Annotated in this window: 22 protein-coding genes and 1 pseudogene; 19 read left to right on the forward strand and 4 right to left on the reverse strand. The window is 60.0% G+C overall.

The window, feature by feature from the left end; translation table 11 throughout:
• Window positions 1-112: 112 nt before the first annotated feature.
• The 16 genes and pseudogenes from tssA (at window position 113) to KL786_RS03085 (ending at window position 20,997) form a co-directional block, all read left to right on the forward strand.
• Window positions 113-1,132 carry a type VI secretion system protein TssA gene (gene tssA / locus KL786_RS03010; RefSeq protein WP_215516688.1) on the forward strand — a complete coding sequence of 340 codons (1,020 nt, stop codon included), beginning with the start codon at window positions 113-115 and terminating at the stop codon, window positions 1,130-1,132.
• A 54-nt stretch (window positions 1,133-1,186) separates the two neighbouring features.
• Window positions 1,187-1,693 carry a type VI secretion system contractile sheath small subunit gene (gene tssB, locus KL786_RS03015; protein ID WP_010207547.1) on the forward strand — a complete coding sequence of 169 codons (507 nt, stop codon included), beginning with the start codon at window positions 1,187-1,189 and terminating at the stop codon, window positions 1,691-1,693.
• Between the two features lie 2 nt (window positions 1,694-1,695).
• Complete coding sequence (gene tssC, locus KL786_RS03020) at window positions 1,696-3,192, forward strand: type VI secretion system contractile sheath large subunit (protein ID WP_032856774.1); 1,497 nt, start codon at window positions 1,696-1,698, stop codon at window positions 3,190-3,192.
• 152 nt (window positions 3,193-3,344) lie between these two features.
• The gene (locus KL786_RS03025; RefSeq protein ID WP_029289879.1) at window positions 3,345-3,833 is read left to right on the forward strand and encodes an Hcp family type VI secretion system effector; all 489 of its coding nucleotides are present in this window, start codon (window positions 3,345-3,347) and stop codon (window positions 3,831-3,833) included.
• Between the two features lie 81 nt (window positions 3,834-3,914).
• The gene (locus tag KL786_RS03030; RefSeq protein WP_215516689.1) at window positions 3,915-4,364 is read left to right on the forward strand and encodes a type VI secretion system amidase effector protein Tae4; all 450 of its coding nucleotides are present in this window, start codon (window positions 3,915-3,917) and stop codon (window positions 4,362-4,364) included.
• Window positions 4,364-4,798, forward strand: a complete 435-nt coding sequence (locus KL786_RS03035; protein ID WP_215516690.1) for a hypothetical protein — start codon at window positions 4,364-4,366, stop codon at window positions 4,796-4,798. Before KL786_RS03030 ends, KL786_RS03035 begins: the two co-directional genes overlap by 1 nt.
• On the forward strand, window positions 4,792-5,307 hold the full coding sequence (tssE, locus tag KL786_RS03040) for a type VI secretion system baseplate subunit TssE (protein WP_032856764.1): 516 nt from the start codon (window positions 4,792-4,794) through the stop codon (window positions 5,305-5,307). Before KL786_RS03035 ends, tssE begins: the two co-directional genes overlap by 7 nt.
• A complete protein-coding gene (tssF, locus tag KL786_RS03045; protein WP_215516691.1) occupies window positions 5,304-7,160 on the forward strand; it encodes a type VI secretion system baseplate subunit TssF in 1,857 nt (618 codons plus the stop codon). The genes tssE and tssF overlap by 4 nt, the downstream gene beginning before the upstream one ends.
• Window positions 7,124-8,167, forward strand: a complete 1,044-nt coding sequence (gene tssG / locus KL786_RS03050; RefSeq protein WP_215516692.1) for a type VI secretion system baseplate subunit TssG — start codon at window positions 7,124-7,126, stop codon at window positions 8,165-8,167. Before tssF ends, tssG begins: the two co-directional genes overlap by 37 nt.
• Window positions 8,160-10,823 (forward strand): type VI secretion system ATPase TssH, encoded by a 2,664-nt coding sequence (gene tssH, locus KL786_RS03055; protein WP_215516693.1) that lies wholly within the window; start codon window positions 8,160-8,162, stop codon window positions 10,821-10,823. The genes tssG and tssH overlap by 8 nt, the downstream gene beginning before the upstream one ends.
• 170 nt (window positions 10,824-10,993) lie before the next feature.
• Window positions 10,994-12,934, forward strand: a complete 1,941-nt coding sequence (locus KL786_RS03060; RefSeq protein WP_215516694.1) for a type VI secretion system Vgr family protein — start codon at window positions 10,994-10,996, stop codon at window positions 12,932-12,934.
• 15 nt (window positions 12,935-12,949) lie between these two features.
• The gene (locus KL786_RS03065; protein WP_215516695.1) at window positions 12,950-13,384 is read left to right on the forward strand and encodes a DcrB-related protein; all 435 of its coding nucleotides are present in this window, start codon (window positions 12,950-12,952) and stop codon (window positions 13,382-13,384) included.
• Between the two features lie 12 nt (window positions 13,385-13,396).
• Window positions 13,397-17,794 carry an RHS repeat-associated core domain-containing protein gene (locus tag KL786_RS03070; protein WP_215516696.1) on the forward strand — a complete coding sequence of 1,466 codons (4,398 nt, stop codon included), beginning with the start codon at window positions 13,397-13,399 and terminating at the stop codon, window positions 17,792-17,794.
• Window positions 17,795-17,800: 6 nt separating this feature from the next.
• Window positions 17,801-18,811, forward strand: coding sequence for a hypothetical protein (locus tag KL786_RS03075; protein ID WP_215516697.1), 1,011 nt, complete (start codon window positions 17,801-17,803; stop codon window positions 18,809-18,811).
• Window positions 18,812-18,938: 127 nt separating this feature from the next.
• A pseudogene (locus KL786_RS03080) lies at window positions 18,939-20,399 on the forward strand (RHS repeat-associated core domain-containing protein); the annotation flags it as partial.
• A gap of 220 nt (window positions 20,400-20,619) precedes the next feature.
• Entirely contained in the window at window positions 20,620-20,997 is a 378-nt protein-coding gene (locus KL786_RS03085; RefSeq protein ID WP_169990958.1) for a hypothetical protein, read from the forward strand.
• A gap of 119 nt (window positions 20,998-21,116) precedes the next feature.
• Here KL786_RS03085 and KL786_RS03090 read toward each other — a convergent pair whose 3' ends face one another.
• The 3 genes from KL786_RS03090 to KL786_RS03100 form a co-directional block, all read right to left on the reverse strand.
• The gene (locus KL786_RS03090; RefSeq protein WP_003213368.1) at window positions 21,117-21,392 is read right to left on the reverse strand and encodes an HU family DNA-binding protein; all 276 of its coding nucleotides are present in this window, start codon (window positions 21,390-21,392) and stop codon (window positions 21,117-21,119) included.
• Window positions 21,393-21,582: 190 nt separating this feature from the next.
• Window positions 21,583-22,731: an NAD(P)/FAD-dependent oxidoreductase gene (locus tag KL786_RS03095; protein WP_215516698.1), complete on the reverse strand. Its 1,149-nt coding sequence runs from the start codon at window positions 22,729-22,731 to the stop codon at window positions 21,583-21,585.
• A 38-nt stretch (window positions 22,732-22,769) separates the two neighbouring features.
• Window positions 22,770-22,937: a rubredoxin gene (locus tag KL786_RS03100; protein WP_215516699.1), complete on the reverse strand. Its 168-nt coding sequence runs from the start codon at window positions 22,935-22,937 to the stop codon at window positions 22,770-22,772.
• 196 nt (window positions 22,938-23,133) lie between these two features.
• Here KL786_RS03100 and KL786_RS03105 point away from each other — a divergent pair, with 196 nt between their 5' ends.
• Together KL786_RS03105 and ubiA are read left to right on the forward strand one after the other, a co-directional pair.
• Entirely contained in the window at window positions 23,134-23,697 is a 564-nt protein-coding gene (locus tag KL786_RS03105) for a chorismate--pyruvate lyase family protein (RefSeq protein ID WP_215516700.1), read from the forward strand.
• Window positions 23,697-24,587 (forward strand): 4-hydroxybenzoate octaprenyltransferase, encoded by an 891-nt coding sequence (ubiA, locus tag KL786_RS03110; RefSeq protein ID WP_215516701.1) that lies wholly within the window; start codon window positions 23,697-23,699, stop codon window positions 24,585-24,587. Before KL786_RS03105 ends, ubiA begins: the two co-directional genes overlap by 1 nt.
• Before the next feature lie 31 nt (window positions 24,588-24,618).
• On the opposite strand, the gene KL786_RS03115 is transcribed toward ubiA, so the two are convergent.
• A complete protein-coding gene (locus KL786_RS03115; RefSeq protein ID WP_215516702.1) occupies window positions 24,619-24,999 on the reverse strand; it encodes a COG4315 family predicted lipoprotein in 381 nt (126 codons plus the stop codon).
• A 152-nt stretch (window positions 25,000-25,151) separates the two neighbouring features.
• Between KL786_RS03115 and phoB the strand changes: the two genes are divergently transcribed.
• Window positions 25,152-25,841 (forward strand): phosphate regulon transcriptional regulator PhoB, encoded by a 690-nt coding sequence (gene phoB / locus KL786_RS03120; RefSeq protein WP_003176964.1) that lies wholly within the window; start codon window positions 25,152-25,154, stop codon window positions 25,839-25,841.
• The last annotated feature ends 83 nt before the right edge of the window (window positions 25,842-25,924 follow it).

Consider the following 25,924-nt stretch of genomic DNA (forward strand, 5'->3'; position numbering starts at 1 on the left):
GAAATCAATGCGCGACTGAAACAAGAAAACATGCCGATAAAAAGCGCAACTAGCTGCGCAACTAACGCATGAGCTGCCCGAGACTAAAGGGCCGATATGGAGATCGAATTTAGTGGATGTGCCGTTGCTGCTCACCGCTGTTTCTGCGACTTCGCCGTGTGGCGAAGACTTGGAATATGACGCGGATTTCCTGCACTTGGAACGTGCTGCCCAGGGTCAACCCGAGCGCAGCATGGGCGACGCTATTTTGCCCGCCGAACCACCCGAGTGGCGCAGTATCCAGCAACAAAGCCTGGACCTGCTGCAACGCAGCAAAGACCTGCGCATCAGCCATTTCCTGCTGCAAAGTTCCCTCGCCCTGCAAGGCGTTGCTGGGCTGGCCAGTGCCCTGACCCTGATCAGCGAACTGCTCCAGCAATACTGGGCCAACCTGCATCCGCGCCTGGATGCCGATGATGACAACGACCCCACCGTACGCATCAACGCCCTCACCGGATTGACCTGCGACACGAACATCCGCCTGCTGCGCGAAAGCGTCCTCGCACGCTCGCGCGCCTTCGGCCCCGTGAGCCTGCGTGGCGCCCTGAATGCCAGCGGCCTGCAAAGCTTTCCCGGGGAAAATCTCGGTACTGAACAACTGGCCGCAGCCTTCCTCGACAGCGATCCAGAACAGCTGCAAGCCACCCACGCCGCCCTCGTCGAGGCCCGTGCGGCCTGTGAAACCATTGAACAATACGTCAGCGAGCAAGTCGGTTCCGCCCAGGGCGTGGACCTCGGCGCGCTGAAGCATCCGCTCAAGCAGGCCCTGCAGATTTTCAGCCAGTTCGCTGCGCAGAGCGGCGACAGCCGTGAACCCGAGGTTGTCAGTGACGACAGCCACGCCTCGGTCGAACACGCTGGCGCCCCTGCCGTACCCCGTAACACGGGCGAGATCGCCAGCCGCGAAGAAGTGCTGCGCGACCTCGACCGAATCCTTGCGTACTACACCCGGCACGAGCCTTCGAGCCCGCTGCCGGTGCTGTTGAGCCGGGCAAAAAACCTGGTGCACGCCGATTTTGCAGCCATCGTGCGCAATCTGATTCCCGACGGCATGTCCCAATTTGAAAACCTGCGCGGCCCGGACGGCGAGTAAGTCGCCAGGCTTTGCAGTAACAACACCGTCGCTCAAGCGACCAGGAGCAGCAACGTGGCGAAGCAAAGTTCTCAGAAATTCATCGCGCGCAACCGCGCGCCTCGGGTGCAGATCGAGTACGACGTCGAGCTTTACGGCGCCGAGAAAAAGGTCCAGTTGCCCTTCGTGATGGGTGTGATGGCCGACCTCGCCGGCAAGCCTGCCGAGCCTCTGGCGCCGGTGGCTGATCGCAAGTTCCTTGAAGTGGACGTCGACAACTTCGACTCGCGCCTCAAGGCCATGCAGCCGCGCGTGGCCTTCCACGTACCCAACGAGCTGACAGGCGAAGGCAACCTGAGCCTGGATATCACCTTCGAAAGCATGGACGACTTCAGCCCGGCGGCCGTGGCGCGCAAGGTCGACTCGCTGAACCAGTTGCTCGAAGCCCGCACCCAGCTGGCGAACCTGCTGACCTACATGGACGGCAAGACCGGCGCTGAAGAAATCATCATGAAGGCAATCAAGGACCCGGCATTGCTGCAGGCCCTTGCGAGCGCGCCGAAACCTGCTGGGGACCAGTAATCATGACCGACAATACCGCCCGCGAAGGCGCTCAGAACCTGGGTGCCACCCAAGAAGCCAGCGAGTTTGCAAACCTGCTGCTGCAAGAATTCAAGCCCAAGACCGAGCGTGCTCGCGAAGCCGTCGAGACCGCCGTGCGAACCCTGGCCGAGCAGGCCCTGGCGCAGACGGACCTGGTGTCCAACGACGCGATCAAGTCGATCGAATCGATCATCGCCGCCATCGACGCCAAGCTCACCGCCCAGGTCAACCAGGTCATCCACCATCCGGATTTCCAGCAGCTGGAAAGCGCCTGGCGCGGCCTGCACTACCTGGTCAACAACACCGAGAGCGATGAGCAGCTGAAGATTCGCGTGCTCAATATCTCGAAAAATGACCTGCACAAGACCTTGAAAAAATTCAAGGGCACCGCGTGGGACCAAAGCCCGATCTTCAAGAAGATGTACGAGGAAGAGTACGGCCAGTTCGGCGGCGAACCTTACGGTTGCCTGGTGGGCGATTACTACTTCGACCAGTCGCCTCCGGATGTGGAGCTGCTGGGCGAGCTGTCGAAAGTCTGCGCCGCCATGCACTCACCATTCATTGCCGCCGCTTCACCGACCGTGATGGGCATGGGCTCATGGCAGGAACTGTCGAACCCGCGCGACCTGACCAAGATCTTCACCACCCCGGAATACGCCGGCTGGCGTTCGCTGCGTGAGTCAGAAGACTCGCGCTACATCGGCCTGACCATGCCGCGTTTCCTGGCGCGCCTGCCGTATGGCGCCAAGACCGACCCGGTGGAAGCCTTCGCCTTCGAAGAAAACACCGACGGCGCCGACAGCTCCAAGTACACCTGGGCCAACGCCGCGTACGCGATGGCGGTGAACATCAACCGTTCGTTCAAACACTTCGGCTGGTGCTCGCGCATTCGTGGCGTGGAGTCCGGCGGCGAGGTGGAAAACCTGCCAGCCCATACGTTCCCGACCGATGACGGTGGCGTGGACATGAAGTGCCCGACCGAAATCGCCATCAGCGACCGCCGTGAAGCGGAGCTGGCGAAGAACGGTTTCATGCCGCTGCTGCACAAGAAAAACACCGACTTCGCCGCGTTCATCGGCGCCCAGTCGTTGCAGAAACCGGCCGAATACGACGACCCGGACGCCACCGCCAACGCCAACCTGGCCGCGCGCCTGCCGTACCTGTTCGCCACCTGCCGTTTCGCCCACTACTTGAAGTGCATCGTGCGCGACAAGATCGGTTCCTTCAAAGAGAAGGACGAGATGCAGCGCTGGTTGCAGGACTGGATCCTCAACTACGTCGACGGGGATCCTGCGCACTCCACCGAAACCACCAAGGCCCAGCACCCATTGGCTGCCGCCGAGGTGATCGTGGAAGACGTCGAAGGCAACCCGGGGTACTACAACTCCAAGTTCTACCTGCGTCCGCACTACCAGCTCGAAGGGCTGACTGTGTCGCTGCGCCTGGTATCGAAACTGCCTTCGGCAAAAAGCGCCTAACTAACGGTTGACCTCGCTCCAATGTGGGAGCGGGCTTGCTCGCGAATGCGGTGTATCAGTCAGCATATGAATTGCCTGACCCACCGCATTCGCGAGCAAGCCCGCTCCCACAAAAACCAAATCGAGTGGCCCGAGCCACACAGGGAGAAAACATGGCTGTTGATATTTTCATCAAGATCGGCGACATCAAGGGCGAGTCCATGGACAAGGCCCACAAGGACGAAATCGACGTGCTGAACTGGAGCTGGGGCATGGCCCAGTCCGGCAACATGCACGTTGGCAGCGGCGGCGGCGCGGGCAAGGTGAACATCCAGGACCTGTCGCTGACCAAGTACGTCGACAAGGCTTCGCCCAACCTGATGATGCATTGCGCCAGCGGCAAGCACATCGACAAGGTCAAGCTGACCGTGCGCAAGGCCGGCGGCGAGAGCCAGGTCGAGTACATGATCATCAACCTTGAAGAAGTGCTGATCACGTCCCTGAGCACCGGCGGCTCGGGCAGCGATGATCGCCTGACCGAAAACGTCACCCTGAACTTTGCCCAGGTGATGGTCGACTACCAGCCGCAGAAAGCCGACGGCACCAAGGACGGCGGCCCGATCAAGTTCGGCTGGAATATCCGTTCCAACACCAAGCGTTGATACGAAGACCCCTGGCGCAGCGCGCCGGGGGTTTTTGGTGCTTGCTCGAATTTCGACCTTCCTCTTTTCGGTATCTGAGTCATGGCCAAACCTTCGTTTATTAATTTGTGGAACAGCTATCCGCGCTACACCTATTCCGACCCCGCGTGCAACGATGGCTGGGCAAACCAGTGCGCCATTCGCGTGAGCATCGCGCTGTGCGGCGAACGCACGCTACCGGTCAACTCGTCGACCTATAACCTCGGCCCACTCTGTGCGCATGGACACGCCCGAGGCGCTGAATCGCTGGCGCACTGGCTGTCGAAAAAACGCCAGCTCAGCCCACCAAAGACCTATACCACTAGCGTGGCCGACCGCGCCATATTGCGGGGCAAGACCGGCATCATTTTCTTCAAGGACTGCTACCAGACCAATACTGATCGGGCTGGCCAGCCCACTGGCGACCATATCGACCTGTGGAACCGTGGCCTGACCAAGAGCGGTGACCTGTCCTCAAGTGCCAAGGAAATCTGGTTCTGGGAGCTTTTGTAATGCGTAGGCCTTTTGTTTTTGCGGCCCTGGCCGCGAGCCTTGTAAGCCTGAGTGCGTGCGCGGCGGAAGACGTACCAACACCAACCGCTGCCACACAAGCGATGTTTGTCGACCAGCCCCTGAGCCTGGTAGATGATCGAGGTCGCTGCACGCTGGTCAAGCCCGACCAGACTCGCATGCAGTTAGACATGGAGTGGCCTTGCAGCTTCAGCCTGGATGCACAGCAGAAGCTACGCGTAGAGACGTTCAACAACACCCCGATTTTTGCAGTCTGGCGTAGCGAGCATATGCCCGCGCCCAGCCATGACTGCCTCAGCAAGATGCAAGCTGTTCGCCAGTATCAAGGGATTTTTGAGGCGGGGGCAGTTAGCACCTTTGCGGCCTGCGGCTCGGGTGGCGACCAAAAAATGTATGTAGCGCCCTTTACGTGGTAACCGAAATCGCCACCCGCGACCGTCTGCAACCGTCCCTTTTGGACCGGTTGACCGACGATGAGCCGAGCAATCCCAAGGAAAGCGCGGACAAGCGCGTGCTGTCCCTGACCCAGCTCAAAGCCTCGGTGCTGCGGGACCTGGCGTGGCTGCTCAATACCACGTCGCTGCTCAATGCCGATGCCACGCTGCACACCCCGGCCGGGACGTCGGTAGTCAATTACGGCCTGCCGGCGCTGGCGGGCAACAGTGCCTCGAGCGTCGATATCAATGCCCTGGAGGCCTTGATCTACCAGGCGATCGCCACCTTTGAGCCGCGCATCCTGCGCCACACCCTGCGGGTCAAGGCGCGTGTGGCCCATGGCGAGATGAACCACAATGCCTTGAGTTTCGAGATCGAAGGCGACCTATGGGCGCAGCCCGTGCCCTTGCGCCTGCTGCTGCAGACCGACCTGGACCTGGAGTCTGGCCATGTGCGCGTGGTCAACGCCGACCAGCGGAGGCGCCCATGAACCCGCGCCTGCTGGAGCTGTACAACCAGGAACTGCACCACGTGCGCGAGAGCGCCGCGGAGTTCGCCAAGGAATACCCGAAGATCGCCAGTCGGCTGACCCTGTCCGGCATGGACTGCGCCGACCCGTACGTCGAGCGCCTGCTCGAAGGCTTTGCTTATCTCACCGCCCGGGTGCAACTCAAGCTCGATGCCGAGTACCCGACCTTCACCCATAACCTGCTGGAAATCGCCTACCCGCACTACCTGGCGCCGACCCCGTCGATGACCGTGGTGCAGTTGCAGGCCGATCCTGATGAAGGCTCGCTGGCCAGCGGCTTTCCACTGCCCCGCGACACCGTGCTGCGCGCAGCCCTTGGCCGCGAAACCCAGACCTGCTGCGAGTACCGCACCGCCCACCCGGTGATGCTGTGGCCGTTACAGGTCAGCCAGGCCGATTACTTCGGCAACCCGTCCGCCGTGCTCGGGCGCCTGGCCGCCAGTGAGCCCAAGGCCAAGGCCGGGCTGCGCCTGACCCTGCGCACCGGCGCCGAGCTGCCCTTCAACAGCCTGGCCCTGGACAATCTGCCGCTGTACCTGAGCGGCGCCGATGAGCAGCCGTTCCGCCTCTATGAGCAATTGTTGGGCAATGTCTGCGCGGTGTTTGCGCGCCAGCCCGGCAGTGACTGGGTGGAACGCCTACCGCAGGACGCGCTGCGCTCGCGCGGGTTCGACGACGCCGATGCGGCGATGCCGGTGGTACCGCGAGCCTTCCAGGGTTACCGCTTGCTGCAGGAATACTTCGCCCTGCCCCATCGCTACCTGTTCGTCGAGTTCACCGAGCTGAGCCGCGCCGTACAACGCTGCGATGGCCAGGAGCTGGAGCTGATCGTGCTGTTCGACCGCCACGATCCGAGCCTGGAAGGCAGTGTTGGCGCCGCGCAGTTCGTGCCCTTCTGCACCCCGGCGATCAACCTGTTCCCCAAGCGGGTGGACCGCATTCACTTGTCCGAACGGGTCAACGAACACCATGTGATTGCCGACCGCACCCGGCCCATGGATTTTGAGATTCACTCCCTGAGCGCCATCACCGGCCACGGCACCGGGCCGGAGCAACCCTTTTTGCCGTTCTACGCCGTGCGTGATCCGTCGCGCTACGGCCGCGACCAGACTTACTACAGCGTGCGCCGCGAGCCGCGAGTGCTGTCCAGCGACCAGCGGCGCAATGGTCCGCGCTCCACTTACGTGGGCAGCGAGACCTTTGTCAGCCTGGTAGACAGCCAGCAGGCGCCCTACCGCCACGACCTGCGTCAATTGGGCGTGACCGCGCTGTGCACCAACCGCGACCTGCCGTTGTTCATGAGCGTGGGCAACGGCAAGACCGACTTCACCCTGGCCGATAGTGCCCCGGTAATGGCGGTGCGCTGCGTGGCCGGTCCCAGCCGGCCGCGCGCCAGCCACGCCCACGATGCCAAGGCCTGGCGCCTGATCAGCCAGTTGTCGCTCAACTACCTGTCCCTGAGCGAGGGCCAGGGCGCCGCCGCGTTGCGTGAGCTGCTGCGCCTGTATGGCGACAGCAACGACGCCGCCCTGCAATTGCAGATCGAAGGCCTGCGCGAGGTCAGCAGCAAAGCGGTGACCCGGCGCCTGCCGATGCCCGGTCCGATCGTGTTTGGCCGGGGCCTGGAAATCACCCTGGAATTTGATGAAAACGCGTTCCGCGGCACCGGCGTGTTCCTGCTCGGCGCAGTGCTGGAACGCTTCCTGGCGCGTTACGTGTCGATCAACAGTTTTACCGAGACGGTGATTCGTACCACCGAACGCGGCGAGATCATGCGATGGAAAGCCAAGCCCGGACGGCGTCCGACCCTGTGAGTACCCTGGATGCGATGCATCAGGAGCCCTGGGAATATGACTTCTTCCAGGCCCTGCGCCGTATCGAGTGCGAATCGCCCCAACTGCCGCGCCTGGGGCATTCCCTGCGCCTGGCCGATGATCCGCTGCGCCTCGGGCAGCGGGCTGACTGCACCTTCGCGCCGGCCACCCTGGCGTCGGTGGATCCCGGCAGCGACGGCACGCCTGCGCGCCTGGAGCAGTTCTTTTTCGGCCTCGGCGGCCCCAACGGCCCGCTGCCGCTGCACATCACCGAGTACGTGCGCGAACGCCAGCGCAACAACGCCGACAGCACCAGCAAGCGCTTCCTGGATGTGTTCCACCATCGCCTGCTGACTCTGTTCTACCGGGCCTGGGCCGAGGCGCGGCCGACCGTCAGCCATGATCGGCCCGACGATGATTACTGGTCCGCCCGCCTCGCGGCGCTCAGTGGTCGCGGCATGCCCAGCCTGCTCGACCAGGGCCTGATCCCCGACACGGCAAAACTGCACTACAGCGGCCACCTCTCGGCGCAAACCCGCTACCCGGACGGCTTGAAGGCGATTCTCGGCGAGTATTTCGGCCTGCCGGTGGAGATTGAAGAGTACGTCGGCCAATGGCTGGAGCTGCCCGAGCGCAGCCGGGTCAGCGTCAGTGCCAATCAACTGGGTGTGGACTTCTGCCTGGGCAGCCATGTGTGGGATCGCCAGCACAAATTCCGCATCCGCCTGGGGCCGCTGAAGCTCGACGACTACATGGGCATGCTGCCCGGCAGCCAGCCGTTCAATGAGCTGGTGGCCTGGGTCGCCGAATACCTGGGCCATGAACTGGACTGGGACCTGAACCTGATTCTCCAACAACCGCAAGTGCCACCGTTGCAGCTCAACGGGCAGTTCCGGTTGGGTTTCAACACCTGGCTCGGCCAACCCGGGCAGGACGCCAACGACCTAATCCTGGCCCGGCATTACGCCGATCAGGCCACCACCTCAAGGAATCCAGAGCATGGTTGAAATCAGTCGCGCCGCGCTGTTCGGCAAACTCAACAGCGTGGCCTACAAAGCCATCGAAGCCGCCACGGTGTTCTGCAAATTGCGCGGTAACCCCTATGTGGAGCTGGCCCACTGGTTCCACCAGTTGCTGCAACTGCAGGATTCGGACCTGCATCGCATCATCCGCCAGTTCAACGTCGAGCCGGCGCGCCTGGCCCGTGACCTTACCGAAGCCCTCGACCGCCTGCCCCGTGGCTCGACGTCGATCACCGACCTGTCATCCCATGTGGAAGAAGCCGTGGAGCGCGGCTGGGTGTACGGCAGCTTGATGTTTGGCGAAAGCCAGGTGCGCACCGGCTACCTGGTGCTGGGAATCCTGAAGACGCCAAGCCTGCGTCATGCGCTGCTGGGCTTGTCAGCGGAATTCGACAAGATCAAGGCCGAGGCCCTGAGCGAGCGTTTTGATGAATACGTCGGCGACTCACCGGAAAACGCCCTGAGTGCCAGTGATGGTTTCAACGCCGGCAGTGTGCCGGGCGAGGCCAGCGGTGCCATGGCGCCGAGTGCCATGGGCAAACAGGAAGCCCTCAAGCGTTTTACCGTGGACCTGACCGAACAGGCGCGCAGCGGCAAGCTCGACCCGATCGTGGGGCGTGACGAAGAGATCCGCCAACTGGTGGACATCCTGATGCGTCGGCGCCAGAACAACCCGATCCTCACCGGTGAAGCCGGGGTGGGCAAGACCGCCGTGGTCGAAGGTTTTGCCCTGCGTATCGTCGCCGGCGACGTGCCGCCTGCGTTGAAGGACGTGGAGTTGCGCAGCCTCGATGTGGGCCTGCTGCAAGCCGGCGCCAGCATGAAAGGCGAATTCGAACAGCGCCTGCGCCAGGTCATCGAAGACGTCCAGGCCTCGCCAAAACCAATCATCTTGTTTATCGACGAAGCCCACACCCTGGTCGGTGCCGGTGGCGCCGCCGGCACCGGTGATGCGGCCAACCTGCTCAAGCCGGCCCTGGCCCGTGGCACCTTGCGCACCGTGGCTGCCACGACCTGGGCCGAGTACAAGAAACACATCGAGAAAGACCCGGCGCTGACCCGGCGCTTCCAGGTGGTGCAAGTAGCCGAGCCGTCGGAAGACAAGGCGCTGCTGATGATGCGCGGCGTGGCCTCGACCATGGAAAAGCACCACCAGGTGCAGATCCTCGATGAAGCCCTGGAAGCCTCGGTGAAGCTGTCCCACCGCTATATTCCGGCACGCCAGTTGCCGGATAAATCCGTAAGCCTGCTGGACACCGCTTGCGCCCGCGTCGCCATCAGCCTGCACGCGGTGCCAGCCGAGGTGGACGACAGCCGTCGCCGCATCGAAGCGCTGGAAACCGAACTGCAAATCATCGCCCGCGAGCATGCCATCGGCATCGCCATTGGCACACGCCAGAGCAACAGCGAAGCCTTGCTGACTGCCGAGCGCGAGCGCCTGGCAACCCTGGAAAGCCGCTGGGCCGAAGAGAAAGCCCTGGTCGACGAACTGCTCGCCGCCCGCGCGACCCTGCGCGAGAAAGCCGGCGTAGCCGACAGCGGCAACGACCAATTGCGCGCACAACTGGTGGACCTGCAACAGCGCCTCAGCGCCCTGCAAGGTGAAACCCCGCTGATCCTGCCGACCGTGGATTACCAGGCCGTAGCCTCGGTGGTCGCCGACTGGACCGGCATCCCGGTGGGCCGCATGGCGCGCAATGAACTGGAGACGGTGCTCAACCTCGACCAGCACCTGAAAAAACGCATCATCGGCCAGGACCACGCCTTGCAGATGATCGCCAAGCGCATCCAGACCTCCCGCGCCGGCCTCGACAACCCGAGCAAGCCGATTGGTGTCTTCATGCTGGCCGGCACCTCGGGCGTGGGCAAGACCGAAACCGCCCTGGCCCTGGCCGAAGCCATGTACGGCGGCGAGCAGAACGTGATCACCATCAACATGAGTGAGTTCCAGGAAGCCCATACCGTGTCGACGCTCAAGGGCGCGCCACCGGGCTATATCGGCTATGGCGAAGGCGGCGTGCTGACCGAAGCCGTGCGGCGCAAACCCTACAGCGTGGTGCTGCTGGACGAGGTGGAGAAAGCCCACCCGGACGTGCATGAGATCTTCTTCCAGGTCTTCGACAAGGGCGTGATGGAGGATGGCGAAGGCCGGGTGATCGACTTCAAGAACACCTTGATCCTGCTGACCACCAACGCCGGCACCGAGTTGATTTCCCACGTCTGCAAAAACCCGGCAAACGTGCCCGACCCAGAGGAAATCGCCAAGGCCCTGCGCCAGCCGCTGCTGGAGATTTTCCCGCCGGCCCTGCTCGGGCGCCTGGTGACGATTCCGTATTACCCGCTCAGCGACGTGATGCTCAAGGCGATCACCCGCCTGCAACTGGACCGCATCAAGAAGCGCGTGGAAAACACCCACAAAGTCACGTTCGACTACGACGACGCGGTGATCGACCTGATCGTCTCACGCTGCACCGAAACCGAAAGCGGCGGGCGGATGATCGACACCATCCTCACCAACAGCCTGCTGCCGGACATGAGCCGCGAGTTCCTCACGCGCATGCTTGAAGGCAAGGCGCTGGCGGGGGTGCGGATCAGCAGCCGGGACAACGAATTGCACTACGACTTCAGCGACGCCGAATAACGACTGCTGGAATGCGCTCAGTGTGGGAGCTGGCTTGCCTGCGATAGCATCACCTCGGTATGACAGACATACCGAGGTGCCTGCATCGCGGGCAAGCCCGGCTCCCACATAGAGCAGCTCCCACCGTTGATTCGGTTTCGTCAGTAAAGACGACATTTACGGGATCACCAATGCTATTCAACCAAGCCTCACGCCTGGCCAAGATCACCAGTCCCCTGGGGCCGGATGTGCTGCTGCTCAATGAAATGGGCGGCGGCGAAGAGCTGGGGCGGCTGTTCTACTACGACCTGCAACTGAACTCGCTGGACGCCAACATCGACCTCAACCAGTTGCTTGGCAAGCCGATGAGCGTCGGCCTGCAACTGGCGGACGGCGGCGAGCGGCATTTCCATGGCATTGTCGCGCGCTGCAGCCAGAACATCGACCAGGGCCAATTCGCCAGCTACCAGGTGACGCTGCGCCCGTGGCTGTGGCTGTTGAGCCGCACCTCCGACTGCCGGATTTTCCAGAACCTGAGCATCCCGCAGATCATCAAGCAGGTGTTCCGCGACCTGGGGTTTTCCGACTTCGAAGACGCCCTGAGCCGGCCGTATCGCGAGTGGGAATACTGCGTGCAATACCGCGAGACCAGCTTCGATTTCGTCAGCCGCCTGATGGAACAGGAAGGCATCTACTACTTCTTCCGCCACGAACAGGACCGCCATGTGCTGGTGCTGGCCGATGCCTATGGCGCTCACTCCACGGTGCCCGGCTACACCTCAGTGCCTTACTACCCCAAGGACGAACAGCAGCGCGAGCGCGACCATATGCACAACTGGCACTTGGCGCAGCAAGTTCAATCCGGCTCCCTTGAGCTCAACGACTACGATTTCCAGCGCCCCAGCGCGAGCATCGACGTACGCTCGGCCATGCCACGCCCGCACACTGCCGGCGACTACCCGCTGTACGATTACCCCGGCACCTACGTCAAAAGCGAAGACGGCGAACACTACGCACGCACCCGCATCGAAGCCCTGCAAACCCTGCACGAACAAGTTGAGTTCAGCGGCAATGCACGCGGCCTGGGTGCCGGCCATCTGTTCAGCCTTACCGGCTTCAGTCGGCGCGACCAGAACCGCGAATACCTGATCCTCATTGCGCATTACCACATCACTCAGGAACGCCTGGAGTCCGGCGGCGGCGGCGCGTCGGCGCAGTTCGACAGCAGCCTGACCTGCATCGACGCGCAACAGAGCTTCCGCCCGCTGGCCAACACCCATCGCCCTATCGTCAAAGGCCCACAGACCGCGCTGGTGGTCGGGCCCAAGGGCGAGGAAATCTGGACCGACCAGTATGGCCGGGTGAAAGTGCATTTCTATTGGGACCGCCACGACCAATCCAACGAAAACAGCTCCTGCTGGATTCGCGTGTCGCAATCCTGGGCCGGGAAAAACTGGGGTTCGATGCAGATCCCGCGCATCGGCCAGGAAGTGATTGTCAGCTTCCTCGAAGGCGACCCGGACCGCCCGATCATTACCGGCCGGGTGTACAACGCCGAACAGACGGTGCCCTACGACCTGCCGGAAAACGCCACCCAGAGCGGCATGAAAAGCCGTTCCAGCAAGGGCGGCAGCCCGGCGAACTTCAATGAAATCCGCATGGAGGACAAGAAGGGCCTGGAGCAGTTGTACATCCATGCCGAGCGCAATCAGGACATTGTGGTGGAAGTGGATGAAAGCCACTCGGTGGGGCATGACCGCAACAAGAGCATTGGGCATGACGAGACGGTGACCATTGGCAACAACCGCCTGCGCATCGTCAAACAGGAAGACATCCTTTCCGTTGGCCAGAAGAAGACCGACAGCATCAGCCAGAGCTATGTCATCGAGGTCGGCGAAAACCTGCGCCTGGTCTGCGGTGAAAGCATCCTGGAGCTCAACGCCAGCGGGCAAATCAACCTTACCGGCGTGCAGATCAGCTTCTACGCCAGTGGCGATGCCGAGCTCAACACTGGCGGCGTGCTGCACCTCAACAATGGCGGCGGGCCTGGCGCCACACCGGATGGCCAGGGCATAAAAGCCAGCATCGACGCCAATATCAAAGCCGCGTTCCCCGCGCCCAAAAGCTCCTGACGAGACCTGCCTGCTATGACGTACCGCATCAACGAATTCCAGTTTCAACTGCCCGCCAGTGAGTTGCAGGACGCGACCATCAATATCCTCAAGTTCCCGGCGCTGGGGACGTCACTGATCGTCAGCCGCAGCTTGCTGGCTGAAGGCGAAACCTTACACAGCAACTTCGACGACCAACTCAAGCGCCTGGAAAAACAAGTACAGGACCTGCGCTGCCTACCCAGCGTGCCGGTGCGCCTGGGGGCCGCCCAGGAGATCGAAGGGATCGAGCTGCGCAGCCAGTTCAGCAAGGGCAACGACAAGGTGTTTCAGTATCAACTCGCCCTGGTGTTGCCGGGCACACGCAAGATGCTCGCGTTGAGTTATGTGAAGGCCGACAAGCTCGGCGACGCCGAAGCGGCGCACTGGGCGACGATTAAAAACTCGTTGTCGTTTGACGCTGTTTCCTGATGAGCGACTTGCATGTCTGATGCGTTATGGGCCGCCCGCCTGGGCGATGCGATGGAACACACCTCGATGATGGCCGACATCCTCGGCGGGGTGCTGGAGGTGGCGGCTAACATCGCGATTACCGCGCTGGCCACGGCGGCGGTCGTTGCCGCCACCGGGATTACCGTGGTCACGGGCGGGTTGGGGTGCTTTCTACTGGGTGCGGTCGTCGGTGTGGTCGTGGGCCTTGCGATGAGCAAGAGCGGGGCCGACAAGGGCCTGAGCAATTTATGCGAGGGCATCGGCAACGCGCTGTTCCCGCCGACGGTGCAGGCCAACATCCTCACCGGCTCCCTCGACACGCTCACCAATAACATCCCCGCCGCCCGCGCGGCCGGGGCGGTTGTTTCGCATGTCGCACCGGCCGGCACCGAGTTGGAAATGCCGGCGCCGGAAGAAGAAGCCAGCTACCTGGACATGGCCGGCGAGTTCTTCTCACAGATGTGGCGCCCCACCGTGGCTTCGCCTGCGCCAGGCACGGAGACCAAGCCGGAAGACCTGGTGCTTTGCATGAAGCACCCTCCGATGCCACCGCAATTCATGGCCGAAGGCTCGGACAAGGTAACCATCAACGGCCAGCCTGCCGTACGCAGCGGTGACCGCAGCACCTGCGATGCGAAGGTGGTGTCCTCCGGGCTGATCTCCTCCAATGTCACCATTGGCGGCGGCTCGGTGGTGGTGCGCGAGATTCGTAGCGGCAAGACTCCCGGCGTCGGGTTGGCTGTCACAGCGTTGTTGATGCTCAAAGGTGGCAAGGGCAAGTTTTTCAGCAAACTGCCCTGCATGCTGGCGGGCGGCGCCGCGTCGATGGCCGTCAGCAGCGCCATGGGCGCAGCGGCCAACGCGGCCATGGGTTCCTCGAACCCGGTGCATGCAGCTACCGGCGCCAAGGTACTGGGTGATGACCAGGAACTGGATTTCGTCCTGCCCGGCCTGTTTCCGATCGATTGGCAGCGCTTCTACAACAGTCGCGACGAACGCCGTGGCAGTCTGTTCGGCGCTGGCTGGAGTGTGCCGTATGAGGTCTGCGTCGAAATCCAACCCCATCCCGAAGGCGGCGACACCCTGGTCTACACCGACGAACAGGGCCGCCCCATCGATATGGGCACCATCCCCTTGGGCGGCGCAGTATTCAGTGCAGGTGAGGGGCTCGCGGTGCGGCGCAACCGCAACGGCCAGTTGTTGATCGAAAGCGACAACGGCACGTACCGCTTGTTTGAACCCACCCCCGCAACCCCATCGTTGCTGCGCTTGAGCCAACTGGGTGATCGCAACAACAACCGCATCTACCTTGATTATGACGACGCAGGACGCCTGGTGCGGCTGCGCGACACGTTTGATCTGGTGCAGATCGAACTGATCCGCGATTCACACCATGTGACCTGCATCGAGCGCGTGTACCCCGATCAATACCGTGAAGTGCTCGCAAGCTACGCTTACGACGCCATCGGCAGCCTGGCCGAGGTGCGCGATGCCAGCGGCCAGGTGCAGCGGCGCTTTGCCTACGACAGCGGGCAACGCATGGTGGAACACCAGTTGCCCAGCGGCTTGCACTGTTTCTATGAATGGGCCTTGATTGATGGCCTGGAATGGCGCGTGATCAAGCATTGGACCAACGAAGGCGACGCTTACCAGTTCGACTATGACCTGCCGGCCGGCACCACACGTATTACCGACAGCTTGCAGCGTGTCAGCATCCGCCACTGGAACAGCCAGCACCAGATCACTCACTACAGCGACAACCTCGGCCAGACCTGGCTGTTCGAATGGAACGACGAGCGCCAATTGCTCAACGCCACCGACCCACAGGGTGGCCGATATGAATACAGCTACGACGAGGCCGGCAACCTCATCGGCGAAACCGACCCCCTGGGGCGCAGCGACTCGACGTTATGGCTGGAGCACTGGGCCCTGCCGTTGGTGCAAACCGACGCCGCCGGCAACAGTTGGCGCTACCGCTATGATCAACGCGGCAACTGCACCGTCGCCATCGACCCGCTGGGCCACGTCACCCGCTATCGCTATGACGCCCACGGCCAGGTCGTGGAGATCATCGATGCCACGGGCAAAAGCAAAAAACTGCGCTGGAACCCGTTCGGGCAACTGGTCGAACACATCGATTGCTCGGGTTACCCGACGCGGTTCAGCTATAACGAGCAGGGTTTTTTGCAGGTCATCACCGACGCCCTCGGCGAACGGACCCAGTTCCACTATGACGCCCTGGGTCGCTTGCTCAGCAGCCAATTACCCGACGGACGTAGCGAGCAGTACCAGCGTGATATCAGCGGCCAACTGACGGCTTACACCGATCCGGCCGGCCACACCACGTGCTATCAACACAACCGTCGCGGCCAGGTCCGTCAGCGCACCGATGCCCATGGTCGGCAGGTGCAGTTCGGCTATGACAGCTTTGGTCGGCTGCACGCGCTGGTCAACGAGAACGGGGAACGTTATCGGTTTGCCTGGGATGATGGGGATCGGTTGACGGAACAGAGCAACCTTGATGGCAGTGCGAAACGTTATACGTACGATACCCTCGATAACGTAAACCGAGTCGAGACCATCGCGGCGATGCAAAGTGGTCAGCAGGCCACTGAAAAAACTATTGTCCAGCATCTGCAACGGGATGCGATAGGACGACTGACAACCCGAATCACACCAGATGGACAGTCCTGCTTCCGCTACAGCCCGTTGAACCAATTAATCGAAGCTATAGCTATCGATAACGACGGCAACCAACAGCGATTGGGCTTCGCTTATGACACTCGAGGCTATCTCACCGAAGAAAAGAGCGCCGCCGGGAACCTGAGACATCACTATGATGAGCTCGGCAATCTGATCCAGACGGAATTGCCTGATGGCCGCCGGATTAACCGCTTGCACTATGGCAGTGGCCATTTACATCAGATAAATCTCGACGGCCATGTAATAAGCGACTTCGAGCATGATCGCCTGTATCGAGAGGTCATCCGGACACAAGGCCACATCAGTACGCGAAGCGAATATGACCGCAGCGGCCGCTTACGCACTCGCCAACATCGGCATGCCAGCCTACCGACCTTGATGCCAACGCCTGAACAAATACATTTTGAGTTCGATCCCAGCGACCATCTTGTGGGACGTCTCGAACGGAACCCACAAGGACAACAACGCCAACTGCTGCACTACGATATGACAGGACGGATCCGTGCAACCCAGGGAGGCCGCCAAGGTCAGAACGAATCATTTTGCTTCGATGCCGCAGCCAATCTTCTCGACAGCTCATCCGGTTCTACAGGGCAGGTAGCGCATAACCAACTGATGACTTATCAGGATAAGCGGTACTGCTACGACGGGTTCGGGAGAGTGATTGAAAAATCCAGCAGACGACATGGTTTGCAGTATTTTAGCTATGACACTGATCACCGCCTGATCGAAGTCCGAACGCAAAAGGCGGAGGGAGAAAGCGTAGTCAGAATGCGCTATGACCCGCTGGGACGACGGATTGAGAAAACCGAACATGACGACAAAGGGCAGCTCATAGGCCACACCCGCTTCGACTGGGACGGCCTGCAATTATTGAAAGAGCATAAAAATAGTCAGACCAGCCTGTATCTCTACCTCAATAATGGTCATGAGCCCCTGGCCAGGGTCGATGGTATTGGTGAAACTCAACGAATTCGTTACTACCATAATGATCCCAATGGGCTGCCCCACGCCTTGACGGAAAGTGACGGTCACCCGCTATGGCATGCAGAATTTCAAGTATGGGGTAACACAATCGATGAGACTCGCGAGCCCTACTTTATTGAGGAACAGAACCTGCGTTTCCAGGGGCAGTACCTGGACCGGGAAACAGGCTTGCACTACAACACGTTTCGTTTCTATGACCCAGACATAGGACGCTTCACCAGCCCCGACCCATTGGGACTGACGGGAAGCCTCAATCTTTACCGCTACGCACCGAATCCATTCACCTGGATCGATCCGCTGGGGCTGAAAGAGGACGAAATCATTCGTTACATGGGCAAAGGCGAAACGGTCGCCTCTAAGGCTGCCAACGGCGGCAAAGGAGGCCTGGTTCCGAATATCAGGGGTGAGAAAGCCGTCTGGGTCAATCATGACAGCAACCCCGGCTTCAACCCTGGAAAGGAACAGTATCGGGTAGTGGCCACAGTCAACAATGAAGGGGTTAGCATGCTCAACGAGCATAAGGATATTTCTCACGTTGACTATAAAGAGACAGGGCTGAAAGATGGCGTGCTGTCAAAAACGAATGAACCTAAGGCAAAAGGTATCGGGAACCGGATGCTCGACAAATTCAATAAAACCATTACGTCCTTTCGAGTCGAGAAAAAAGGCCCGAACGGAAAGTGGAAGACATGCGGATAGCGGAAAATGGACCTGTTCAATCTCCTTTCATACAAGCTTGAAAACTTCCTGAACATCCGGCCATGTCCGACAGAGTTCGGTACTGTTTTTTACCGAGAAGACGAACCTTCTCTGCTCTCTGTCGCCGCCAGAAAGCGCAGTGGGGCTACGCTCTATGTGAGCCGCTGGCATGACCTGTTTTCCGCCAGCGCCTTCGAAAAGGCCATGTCGAAACTCGGTTTCACAGAACCGGACTGTTATGCACTCCTGTTAGTACTGTCACGCTTCGGTTATCTATTTGAAATCGACAATCGCCAACGAACTAACAAAGATTACTTTATATTTTTCTATCTGATTCAATTGATCACTTTAAAAAATAATCATATCGATGCGAATGCACAGCACAGAAACGACATACTCAAATTTCTGCTTTTCGAGCTCAGCATTGATAACGAAACTTATCAACGCTTCAGCATTAAAAACAATCAGCTGATAATGAGTACAGACGCTTTTGGACAGATGAATTTCTTAGACCTTATTGACCTTACTTATCAGGCAATCAAGGCCGATGACCGGAAAGAAAATACACTCTTCAGTGTCTTAAAAGATTATCAAAAAAGCGTCGTCACACTACTAACAAAACCTGACGGCACGAATTACCGTTTTCACATTAATGATTGCCACAGCAAGTTCATGTATCCTGATGTGTTCCTGCATGCTTACGCTCACCATAGGCAGCCGTTATTTGATGCTATCGTCGATACAGTCAACCCACTTCAATCAACACACAATTTATTTGTTTCCAACATCATATTGATGAACTACGCCTTTTATATCATTAAAAATAATCCTCGCGAAATTTTAAAGCTCAAAAAGCATACCGCTGATAGAGAGGTGTTCAAAAAGTTATTGCAAGCAATCATCTCTCGCCGAATGGCAGTCAACAAAGAATTTTTCAGTAACATCCTGACAGATCAAGATCTTTCCTTGATAAAGGACGGCCCAACCGGCTTCTACAACATCTTATATTCACTGTAGTCGCGATGCCGTCATTTGGAATAACCAATTTAAAGCTACTCCACAATACTCAAAAAACTCCCAACAGCGACAGAGTTGGCAAAACTCGGTCAGCCTATACGAAGATGACTACCAAGGACCCGGCGACTATGGAAGCGATCCATTGGACCAGCTTACGGACGTGTCCTTCACCGACCTGCTGGGCAATGCCCAAGCCTTGAGCTTTGCCTATGACGCGGTTGGCCAATTGCTCGCCGAGCGCAGTCCGACCGGCGAGTTGCAGCACCACTACGACGAACTCGGCAACCTGATCCAGACCCAACTGCCCGACGGCCGCTGGCTCAATCGCCTGTACTACGGCAGTGGCCATCTGCATCAGATCAACCTCGACGGCCAGGTCATCAGCGACTTCGAGCGTGACCGCCTGCACCGCGAAGTGCTGCGCACCCAAGGCCAGCTCAGCACCCGTAGCGAATACGACCGTAGCGGCCGCCTGCGCGCCCGCCAACGCCGTCACACCAGCCAGCCGGCGTTGATGCCGGCGGCGGTGCAAAAGCACTTTGAATACGACCCCGCCGACAACCTGATCGGCAAACTCGATCAACAGCCCAGCGCGCAACATCGCCAACTCCTGCACTACGACGCCACCGGCCGCATCATCGCCAGCCAAGACAGCCTGCACGGCCAGCGCGAGACCTTCGCCTACGACGCGGCGGCAAACCTGCTGGACGGCCCACAATCCGGGGCCGGGCTGGTGGTACACAACAAACTGCTGACCTATCAGGACAAACGCTACCGCTACGATGCCTTTGGCCGAATGATCGAAAAACGCAGCGGCGCCCGTGGCGTACAACACTTTGCGTACGACGCCGAAAGCCGGCTGATCGAAGTGCGCAATGAAGGCGGCAGCGTGGTGCGGATGGCCTACGACCCACTGGGCCGACGCATCGGCAAGACCGAACACGGCAGCAATGGTTATCCGCTAAGCGAAACCCAATTCATGTGGGACGGCTTGCGTCTGTTACAGGAGCATAAGCACAGCCAGACCAGCCTTTACCTCTATGAAGACGAAGGCTACCAACCCCTGGCCCGCGTTGACGGTATCGGGGGGTTGCAAAAAATTCGTTATTACCATAACGACCTCAATGGCTTGCCGGAGCAACTGACCGAGGCTGATGGGCACACCCTGTGGCAGGCGACTTATCGGGTGTGGGGCAATACCGTGGAGGAGGTGCGGGAGCCTTACTTTATTGAAGAGCAGAACCTGAGGTTCCAAGGGCAGTACCTGGATCGGGAGACGGGGCTGCATTTCAATTTGCGCAGGTATTACGATCCGGATGTTGGCAGGTTCACGACGCCAGACCCCATTGGGTTGGCGGGCGGCTTGAATACTTACACCTATGCCTTGAATCCGCTGACATGGATCGATCCGTTAGGCCTCAACGCGGCACTTCTGGACGTATTGGGGAGCGATGCTAAATCCATAGGCGTTTACCGCTTTACCGACAAAAACGGAAACCTGTATGTCGGCTCCACTACCAATCAGGATTTCTCGGCAAGACTCGGACAACATGTACAGTCAGGTAAATTGCCGGCGAACAAAATCGGATCTGTGCAAGTACACAGTATGAATGGATCTTCTGATGCGGATATTTATAAGGTGGAAGCCAGCGAGATCGTACGAAACGGTGGAAGAAGCGTAGATGGTGGAACTACGTCAAACATTAAGGCCCCTCCGGGCACGCGAGATTCGTTTAAAGACCCCGCATGGGTCAAGAGTGAGAAGTCCAAACCATCCAGATTTGGCAAGTGCAGATAAGGAGCAAACAATGGGCGACTGGAATGTACAACCGTGGGCCAACGATGAAGCCGCAGACTGGTTTCACAGTTTTTGGGAGAACCATGATTTCGCTGTTCTGATTGATGAAATCAATGACTTTGATCCCAACGAAGAACGTTACGACAGTGTCAGGGCCGCCAGCTATCTTTTACAAACCCTGGGGATCGCCTATGTATGGCCGTCTGCACATCAGGAGGCCCTCAAACCACTGCTGGTGAAAGCCATATCGATCTTGTCCAACATGATAAATCCCCCTGATGAGAGCTGGGGCTTTCTGGATATGTGGGGTCATTCCCCTAGCGTGATTGAAAGCGTGAGAATGCAAATAGAAGCGCTTGAAGCCCGCCTGGGCGACTTGGCGACCTAGAAAAGAGACACGGATTACCTTCATCGCCCAAGAACCGGCCCCAATAAAAATGGGCACCCGACCCAGTCGGCGTGCCCATTTTTCATACCACCCCGCCTCCCTTCGAGACGGTGCCGCGCTTACGGGTTGACGCTGTCTTTGAGCGACTTGCCCGGTTTGAACGCCACGGTGTTGCTCGCCTTGATTTTCACCGGCTCGCCGGTTTGCGGGTTCTTGCCGGTGCGGGCGCCACGGTGGCGTTGCAGGAAGGTGCCGAAACCAACCAGGGTGACGCTGTCCTTGCGGTGCAAGGCGCCGGTGATTTCTTCAAGTACGGCGTTGAGGACGCGGTTGGCCTGTTCTTTGGTCAGGTCTGCTTTTTCTGCAATGGCGGCTGCGAGTTCTGGTTTACGCATAGGTGAAGCCTCTTTGACGGTTTTTTGTTGTTATGTCCGTGCTGCTCTCTGCTGGAGCAGCGCCAAGGCGCCGCAGGCTCTACTCTGCGGCAGACGGGAGTGAGGATGGCATGCCATTGGTGCCTGCGCCAGTCTCACGGCGACCTTTCTAGGGGGAAAAAGGTGGTTATTCCGACAGAACGACCAGCATTTACGCCAGCAGTGGCGGAAGTTCCTTATTCAGGGCCAGTTTTTCCATGACCGCCGTGCCGGTCAGGGCATAGCCCAGCAGGCGCCCGGAGGAATCGCGACACAAAGCCTTGATGTCACCACCCTGCCCTTCGACGCTCCACACGCCTTCAGGGCCCCGTGGCGGTGGCGAGACCACTAGCGGGCAGGCCGGGGTTTTCACCGTGACCGGCATCGGCCCGTAGTTGACCGCCGTGGCGTTGCCCGCCAGGGTCTGGGCCAGGGCGCGGGCGCAGCTCATCAGGGGCATGACGTACAGCAGGTTCAGGCCATCGACCTCGGCGCAGTCGCCCAGGGCGTAGATATTGGCGTGGGAGGTCTTGAGGTGGCGGTCGACCATGATCCCACGGTTGATTTGCAGGCCAGCCGCAGCCGCCAGGTCCACCCGGGGGCGCAAGCCGATGGCGGAGACCACCAGGTCGCATTCGATCACCGTGCCATCGGACAGATGGGCTTCCAGGCCGTCAGCCGTGCGTTGCAGGCGGTTGAGTACCGGCCCCAGGTGGAAGCGCGCACCGAGGCCTTCGAGCCCGGCCTGCACCGCTGCAGCCGCAGCCGGGTGCAGCAGGGTCGGCATGACTTGCTCGCACGGTGCCACCAAGTCGATTGCATAGCCGCCGAGGATCAGGTCGTTGGCAAATTCACAGCCGATCAGGCCCGCGCCCAACAGCAGCACGCGGCGCTTGCCGGCGGCGGCGTGGCGAAAGCGTGCGTAGTCTTCCAGGTCGTTGATCGGGAAAATCAGTTCAGCGGCATCGCCCTCGACCGGTACCTGCACGGTCTGGGCTCCCCAGGCCAGGATCAGGTCGCGGTAGGCCACCGCCTCCTCGCCGATCCACAGGCGCTTGTGGCCAGGGTCGATCCCGCTGATTCGGGTATGGGTGCGCACTTGCGCCTTCAGTTGCTCGGCCATGGCGCCCGGGGTCGCCATGCTCAGGCCATCGGCATCCTTGTTTTTGCCAAAACCGGTGGAGAGCATGGGTTTGGAGTAGGAACGCCCGTCATCTGCCGTGATCAGCAACAGCGGGGTTTCGCTGTCGAGCTTGCGAAACTCCCGAGCCAGGTTGTAACCGGCCAAGCCCGTACCGATGATCACGACAGGTGCGCTCATTCCTTTCTCCTTGTAGTTCGTTTCTTAAATTCAGCGAATCAACCGATTTCGATCATTTCGAAATCCATTTTGCCGACGCCGCAGTCCGGGCACAGCCAGTCTTGTGGGACGTCCTGCCACAGGGTGCCTGGGGCGATCCCATCATCCGGCCAACCGTCTGCTTCGTTGTAGATCAGGCCGCAGACTACACATTGCCACTTCTTCATTACTTGCTTCCTCAGGGTCCAGGCTTACTGGCCGACAGTCGATAGATCCAGCATTGCCGTCCGGCTCAGGGCGTTTTGTACTGATCGGGGCGCCCAGATGCAAGCACGTTCGACCCAATGTCCCGGCGCAGCCCGGCAAAAATTCGGGTGAGCATGGTAAGCTCGACGCCTCATTAACTGCCAATAATGACTCCCCGTGCCGCATTCGATTGCCGTTCCCGATGCCTGCCAATGGCTGAACCAGAGCCTTCTGCACCCTCTGCCCGCCCCCCCTGCCCTCGACTGGCTGTTCGATGAGGGCTCGCTGACTCGCCGCCTGACGCACCTGTCCAACGATGGCTTCAGTGTCACGCCACTGTTCGAAGGCTGGCAGCCCCTGCGCGACGACGAATGCGCCGCCCTCGACCTGCCAGCGGCCAGTATTGGCTGGGTGCGCGAGGTGTATTTGCGCGGTCACGGCCAGGCCTGGGTATTCGCCCGCAGCGTGGCGGCGCGCAGTGCGTTGCAGGGCGACGGTCTGCATATGGATGAGTTGGGCAGTCGCTCGTTGGGTGAACTGCTGTTTTGTGACCAGGCCTTCGCCCGCCAGGCTATTGAGGTTTGCCACTACCCACGTGCCTGGCTGCCGACGGCAGATCAGACCAACGGTTTGTGGGCCCGGCGCTCGCGCTTTGATCGCGGCGCGTTGAGCGTGTTGGTAGCGGAAGTCTTCCTGCCAAGCCTGTGGCAAGCGGTGCACGAATCTGCGGAGAATTGCTGATGTACCAGCGCCTGCTCCAATCTTTGAACCGCCTGAACCCACGGGCCTGGGACTTCGTTCAACTGACGCGGATGGACAAGCCCATCGGCATCTACCTGCTGCTGTGGCCCACCCTGTGGGCCCTGTGGATTGCCGGCAAGGGCTCGCCGTCGCTGAGCAATATCGTGATTTTTGTCCTTGGCGTGACGCTGACCCGGGCCGCCGGTTGTGTGATCAATGACTGGGCTGACCGCAAGGTCGACGGCCACGTGAAGCGCACGGCGCAACGTCCGTTGGCGAGCGGCAAGATCAGCTCCAAGGAAGCGCTGGTGTTCTTTGCAGTGCTGATGAGCATCAGCTTCCTGCTGGTGCTGCTGACCAACGCCGCCACCATCTGGCTGTCGCTGGGCGGTCTGGCCCTGGCTGTCAGCTACCCGTTCATGAAGCGCTACACCTATTACCCGCAAGTGGTGCTGGGCGCGGCGTTTTCCTGGGGCATGCCCATGGCGTTCACCGCCGAGACCGGCAGCCTGCCGGCCATTGCGTGGTTGCTGTACATCGCCAATCTGCTGTGGACGGTGGCCTACGACACGTATTACGCGATGACCGACCGCGATGACGATTTGAAAATCGGCGTCAAATCCACCGCCATTCTGTTTGGCGATGCCGACCGCATCATCATCCTCACCTTGCAGGGGCTGGCGCTACTTTGCCTGCTGCTGGCAGGCTCGCGCTTTGAGCTGGGAGGCTGGTTCCACCTGGGCCTGCTGGCAGCGGCGGGGTGTTTTGCCTGGGAGTTCTGGTACACCCGGGATCGGGACCGGATGAAGTGCTTCAAGGCGTTCTTGCACAACCATTGGGCGGGACTGGCGATTTTTCTCGGGATTGTGGCGGACTACGCCTTTCGATAAGGAGCCGGCTTGCCGGCTCCCACAGGGGGTGTCAGGGCTTGGCGATCTTCCAGGCGCCATCCATTTTGCCGTCGCCGGTCGCATCGCCGGCCTTCTTGTCGGCAATGAAGGTGTACAAGGGCTTGCCGTCGTAGGCCCATTGGCTGGTGTTGTCGTCACGGGTGATGACGGTCCATTCGCCCATCGACTTATCGGTGGACTCGGCCTTCAACGGCGGCCAGTTGGTCGCGCACTTGTCATTGCACATGGATTTGCCGTCAGCATCCTTGGCGAAGGTATAGAGCGTCATGCCCTTGTGATCTACCAACATCCCGTCTTTAGTCATGGCTGGCTCTGCCGCAAATGCCAGTGTCGGCAGCGTCAGCGCCGCCGTGACCAGCAGGGCTTTCCAGGAAAAAGTACGTTGAGTCATCGGAACCTTCCTTTTGCGGTTGTCAGGATTCGGACTCAAAGCGTAGTTCAGGACCAGGCCGATTGCGCAGGCCAGTAAAATACTGTCACACGACTGCAATAATTCCGTTATCTAATGCGGCGCAAGACAGTTAAATGACAAGAGGACTTAGCATGGTTGGCAGGAGCATTCTGATCGTTGACGACGAAGCGCCCATTCGCGAAATGATCGCCGTTGCGTTGGAAATGGCCGGCTATGACTGCCTGGAGGCAGAGAACTCCCAGCAGGCCCACGCCATTATCGTCGACCGCAAGCCGGACCTGATCCTGCTGGACTGGATGCTGCCCGGCACCTCCGGCATCGAATTGGCCCGGCGTCTCAAGCGCGATGAGCTGACCGGGGATATCCCGATCATCATGCTTACCGCCAAGGGCGAAGAGGACAACAAGATCCAAGGCCTGGAAGTCGGTGCCGATGACTACATCACCAAGCCATTTTCCCCACGGGAACTGGTCGCACGTCTGAAGGCCGTACTGCGCCGCGCCGGTCCGACCGATGGCGAGGCGCCGATTGAAGTCGGCGGCCTGCTGCTGGACCCGATCAGCCACCGCGTGACCATCGATGGCAAGCCGGCCGAGATGGGGCCCACCGAATACCGCCTGTTGCAGTTCTTCATGACCCACCAGGAACGCGCCTACACCCGTGGGCAATTGCTCGACCAAGTGTGGGGCGGCAACGTGTATGTCGAGGAGCGCACCGTTGACGTGCATATCCGCCGCCTGCGCAAAGCCTTGGGCGATGCCTACGAGAATCTGGTACAAACCGTGCGCGGTACCGGTTATAGGTTTTCAACCAAAGGTTGAGCTACAAGCAATCAGCCACATGCGGCAAGTTAAAAGCAGGATCGCTTTAACTTGGAGCTTGCGGCTTAAAACTTGAAACTGCT

The organism is Pseudomonas sp. TAE6080 (assembly GCF_018732265.1).
In the GTDB taxonomy this organism is placed as follows: Bacteria; Pseudomonadota; Gammaproteobacteria; order Pseudomonadales; family Pseudomonadaceae; genus Aquipseudomonas; species Aquipseudomonas brenneri.

Coding starts and splice junctions, on each gene's coding strand:
- tssC (WP_032856774.1), top strand. CDS start 1,696: ATGACCGACAATACCGCCCGCGAAGGCGCTCAGAACCTGGGTGCCACC.
- KL786_RS03025 (WP_029289879.1), top strand. CDS start 3,345: ATGGCTGTTGATATTTTCATCAAGATCGGCGACATCAAGGGCGAGTCC.
- KL786_RS03030 (WP_215516689.1), top strand. CDS start 3,915: ATGGCCAAACCTTCGTTTATTAATTTGTGGAACAGCTATCCGCGCTAC.
- KL786_RS03035 (WP_215516690.1), top strand. CDS start 4,364: ATGCGTAGGCCTTTTGTTTTTGCGGCCCTGGCCGCGAGCCTTGTAAGC.
- tssF (WP_215516691.1), top strand. CDS start 5,304: ATGAACCCGCGCCTGCTGGAGCTGTACAACCAGGAACTGCACCACGTG.
- tssG (WP_215516692.1), top strand. CDS start 7,124: ATGGAAAGCCAAGCCCGGACGGCGTCCGACCCTGTGAGTACCCTGGAT.
- tssH (WP_215516693.1), top strand. CDS start 8,160: ATGGTTGAAATCAGTCGCGCCGCGCTGTTCGGCAAACTCAACAGCGTG.
- KL786_RS03060 (WP_215516694.1), top strand. CDS start 10,994: ATGCTATTCAACCAAGCCTCACGCCTGGCCAAGATCACCAGTCCCCTG.
- KL786_RS03065 (WP_215516695.1), top strand. CDS start 12,950: ATGACGTACCGCATCAACGAATTCCAGTTTCAACTGCCCGCCAGTGAG.
- KL786_RS03070 (WP_215516696.1), top strand. CDS start 13,397: ATGTCTGATGCGTTATGGGCCGCCCGCCTGGGCGATGCGATGGAACAC.
- KL786_RS03075 (WP_215516697.1), top strand. CDS start 17,801: ATGGACCTGTTCAATCTCCTTTCATACAAGCTTGAAAACTTCCTGAAC.
- KL786_RS03085 (WP_169990958.1), top strand. CDS start 20,620: ATGGGCGACTGGAATGTACAACCGTGGGCCAACGATGAAGCCGCAGAC.
- KL786_RS03090 (WP_003213368.1), bottom strand. CDS start 21,392: ATGCGTAAACCAGAACTCGCAGCCGCCATTGCAGAAAAAGCAGACCTG.
- KL786_RS03095 (WP_215516698.1), bottom strand. CDS start 22,731: ATGAGCGCACCTGTCGTGATCATCGGTACGGGCTTGGCCGGTTACAAC.
- KL786_RS03100 (WP_215516699.1), bottom strand. CDS start 22,937: ATGAAGAAGTGGCAATGTGTAGTCTGCGGCCTGATCTACAACGAAGCA.
- ubiA (WP_215516701.1), top strand. CDS start 23,697: ATGTACCAGCGCCTGCTCCAATCTTTGAACCGCCTGAACCCACGGGCC.
- KL786_RS03115 (WP_215516702.1), bottom strand. CDS start 24,999: ATGACTCAACGTACTTTTTCCTGGAAAGCCCTGCTGGTCACGGCGGCG.
- phoB (WP_003176964.1), top strand. CDS start 25,152: ATGGTTGGCAGGAGCATTCTGATCGTTGACGACGAAGCGCCCATTCGC.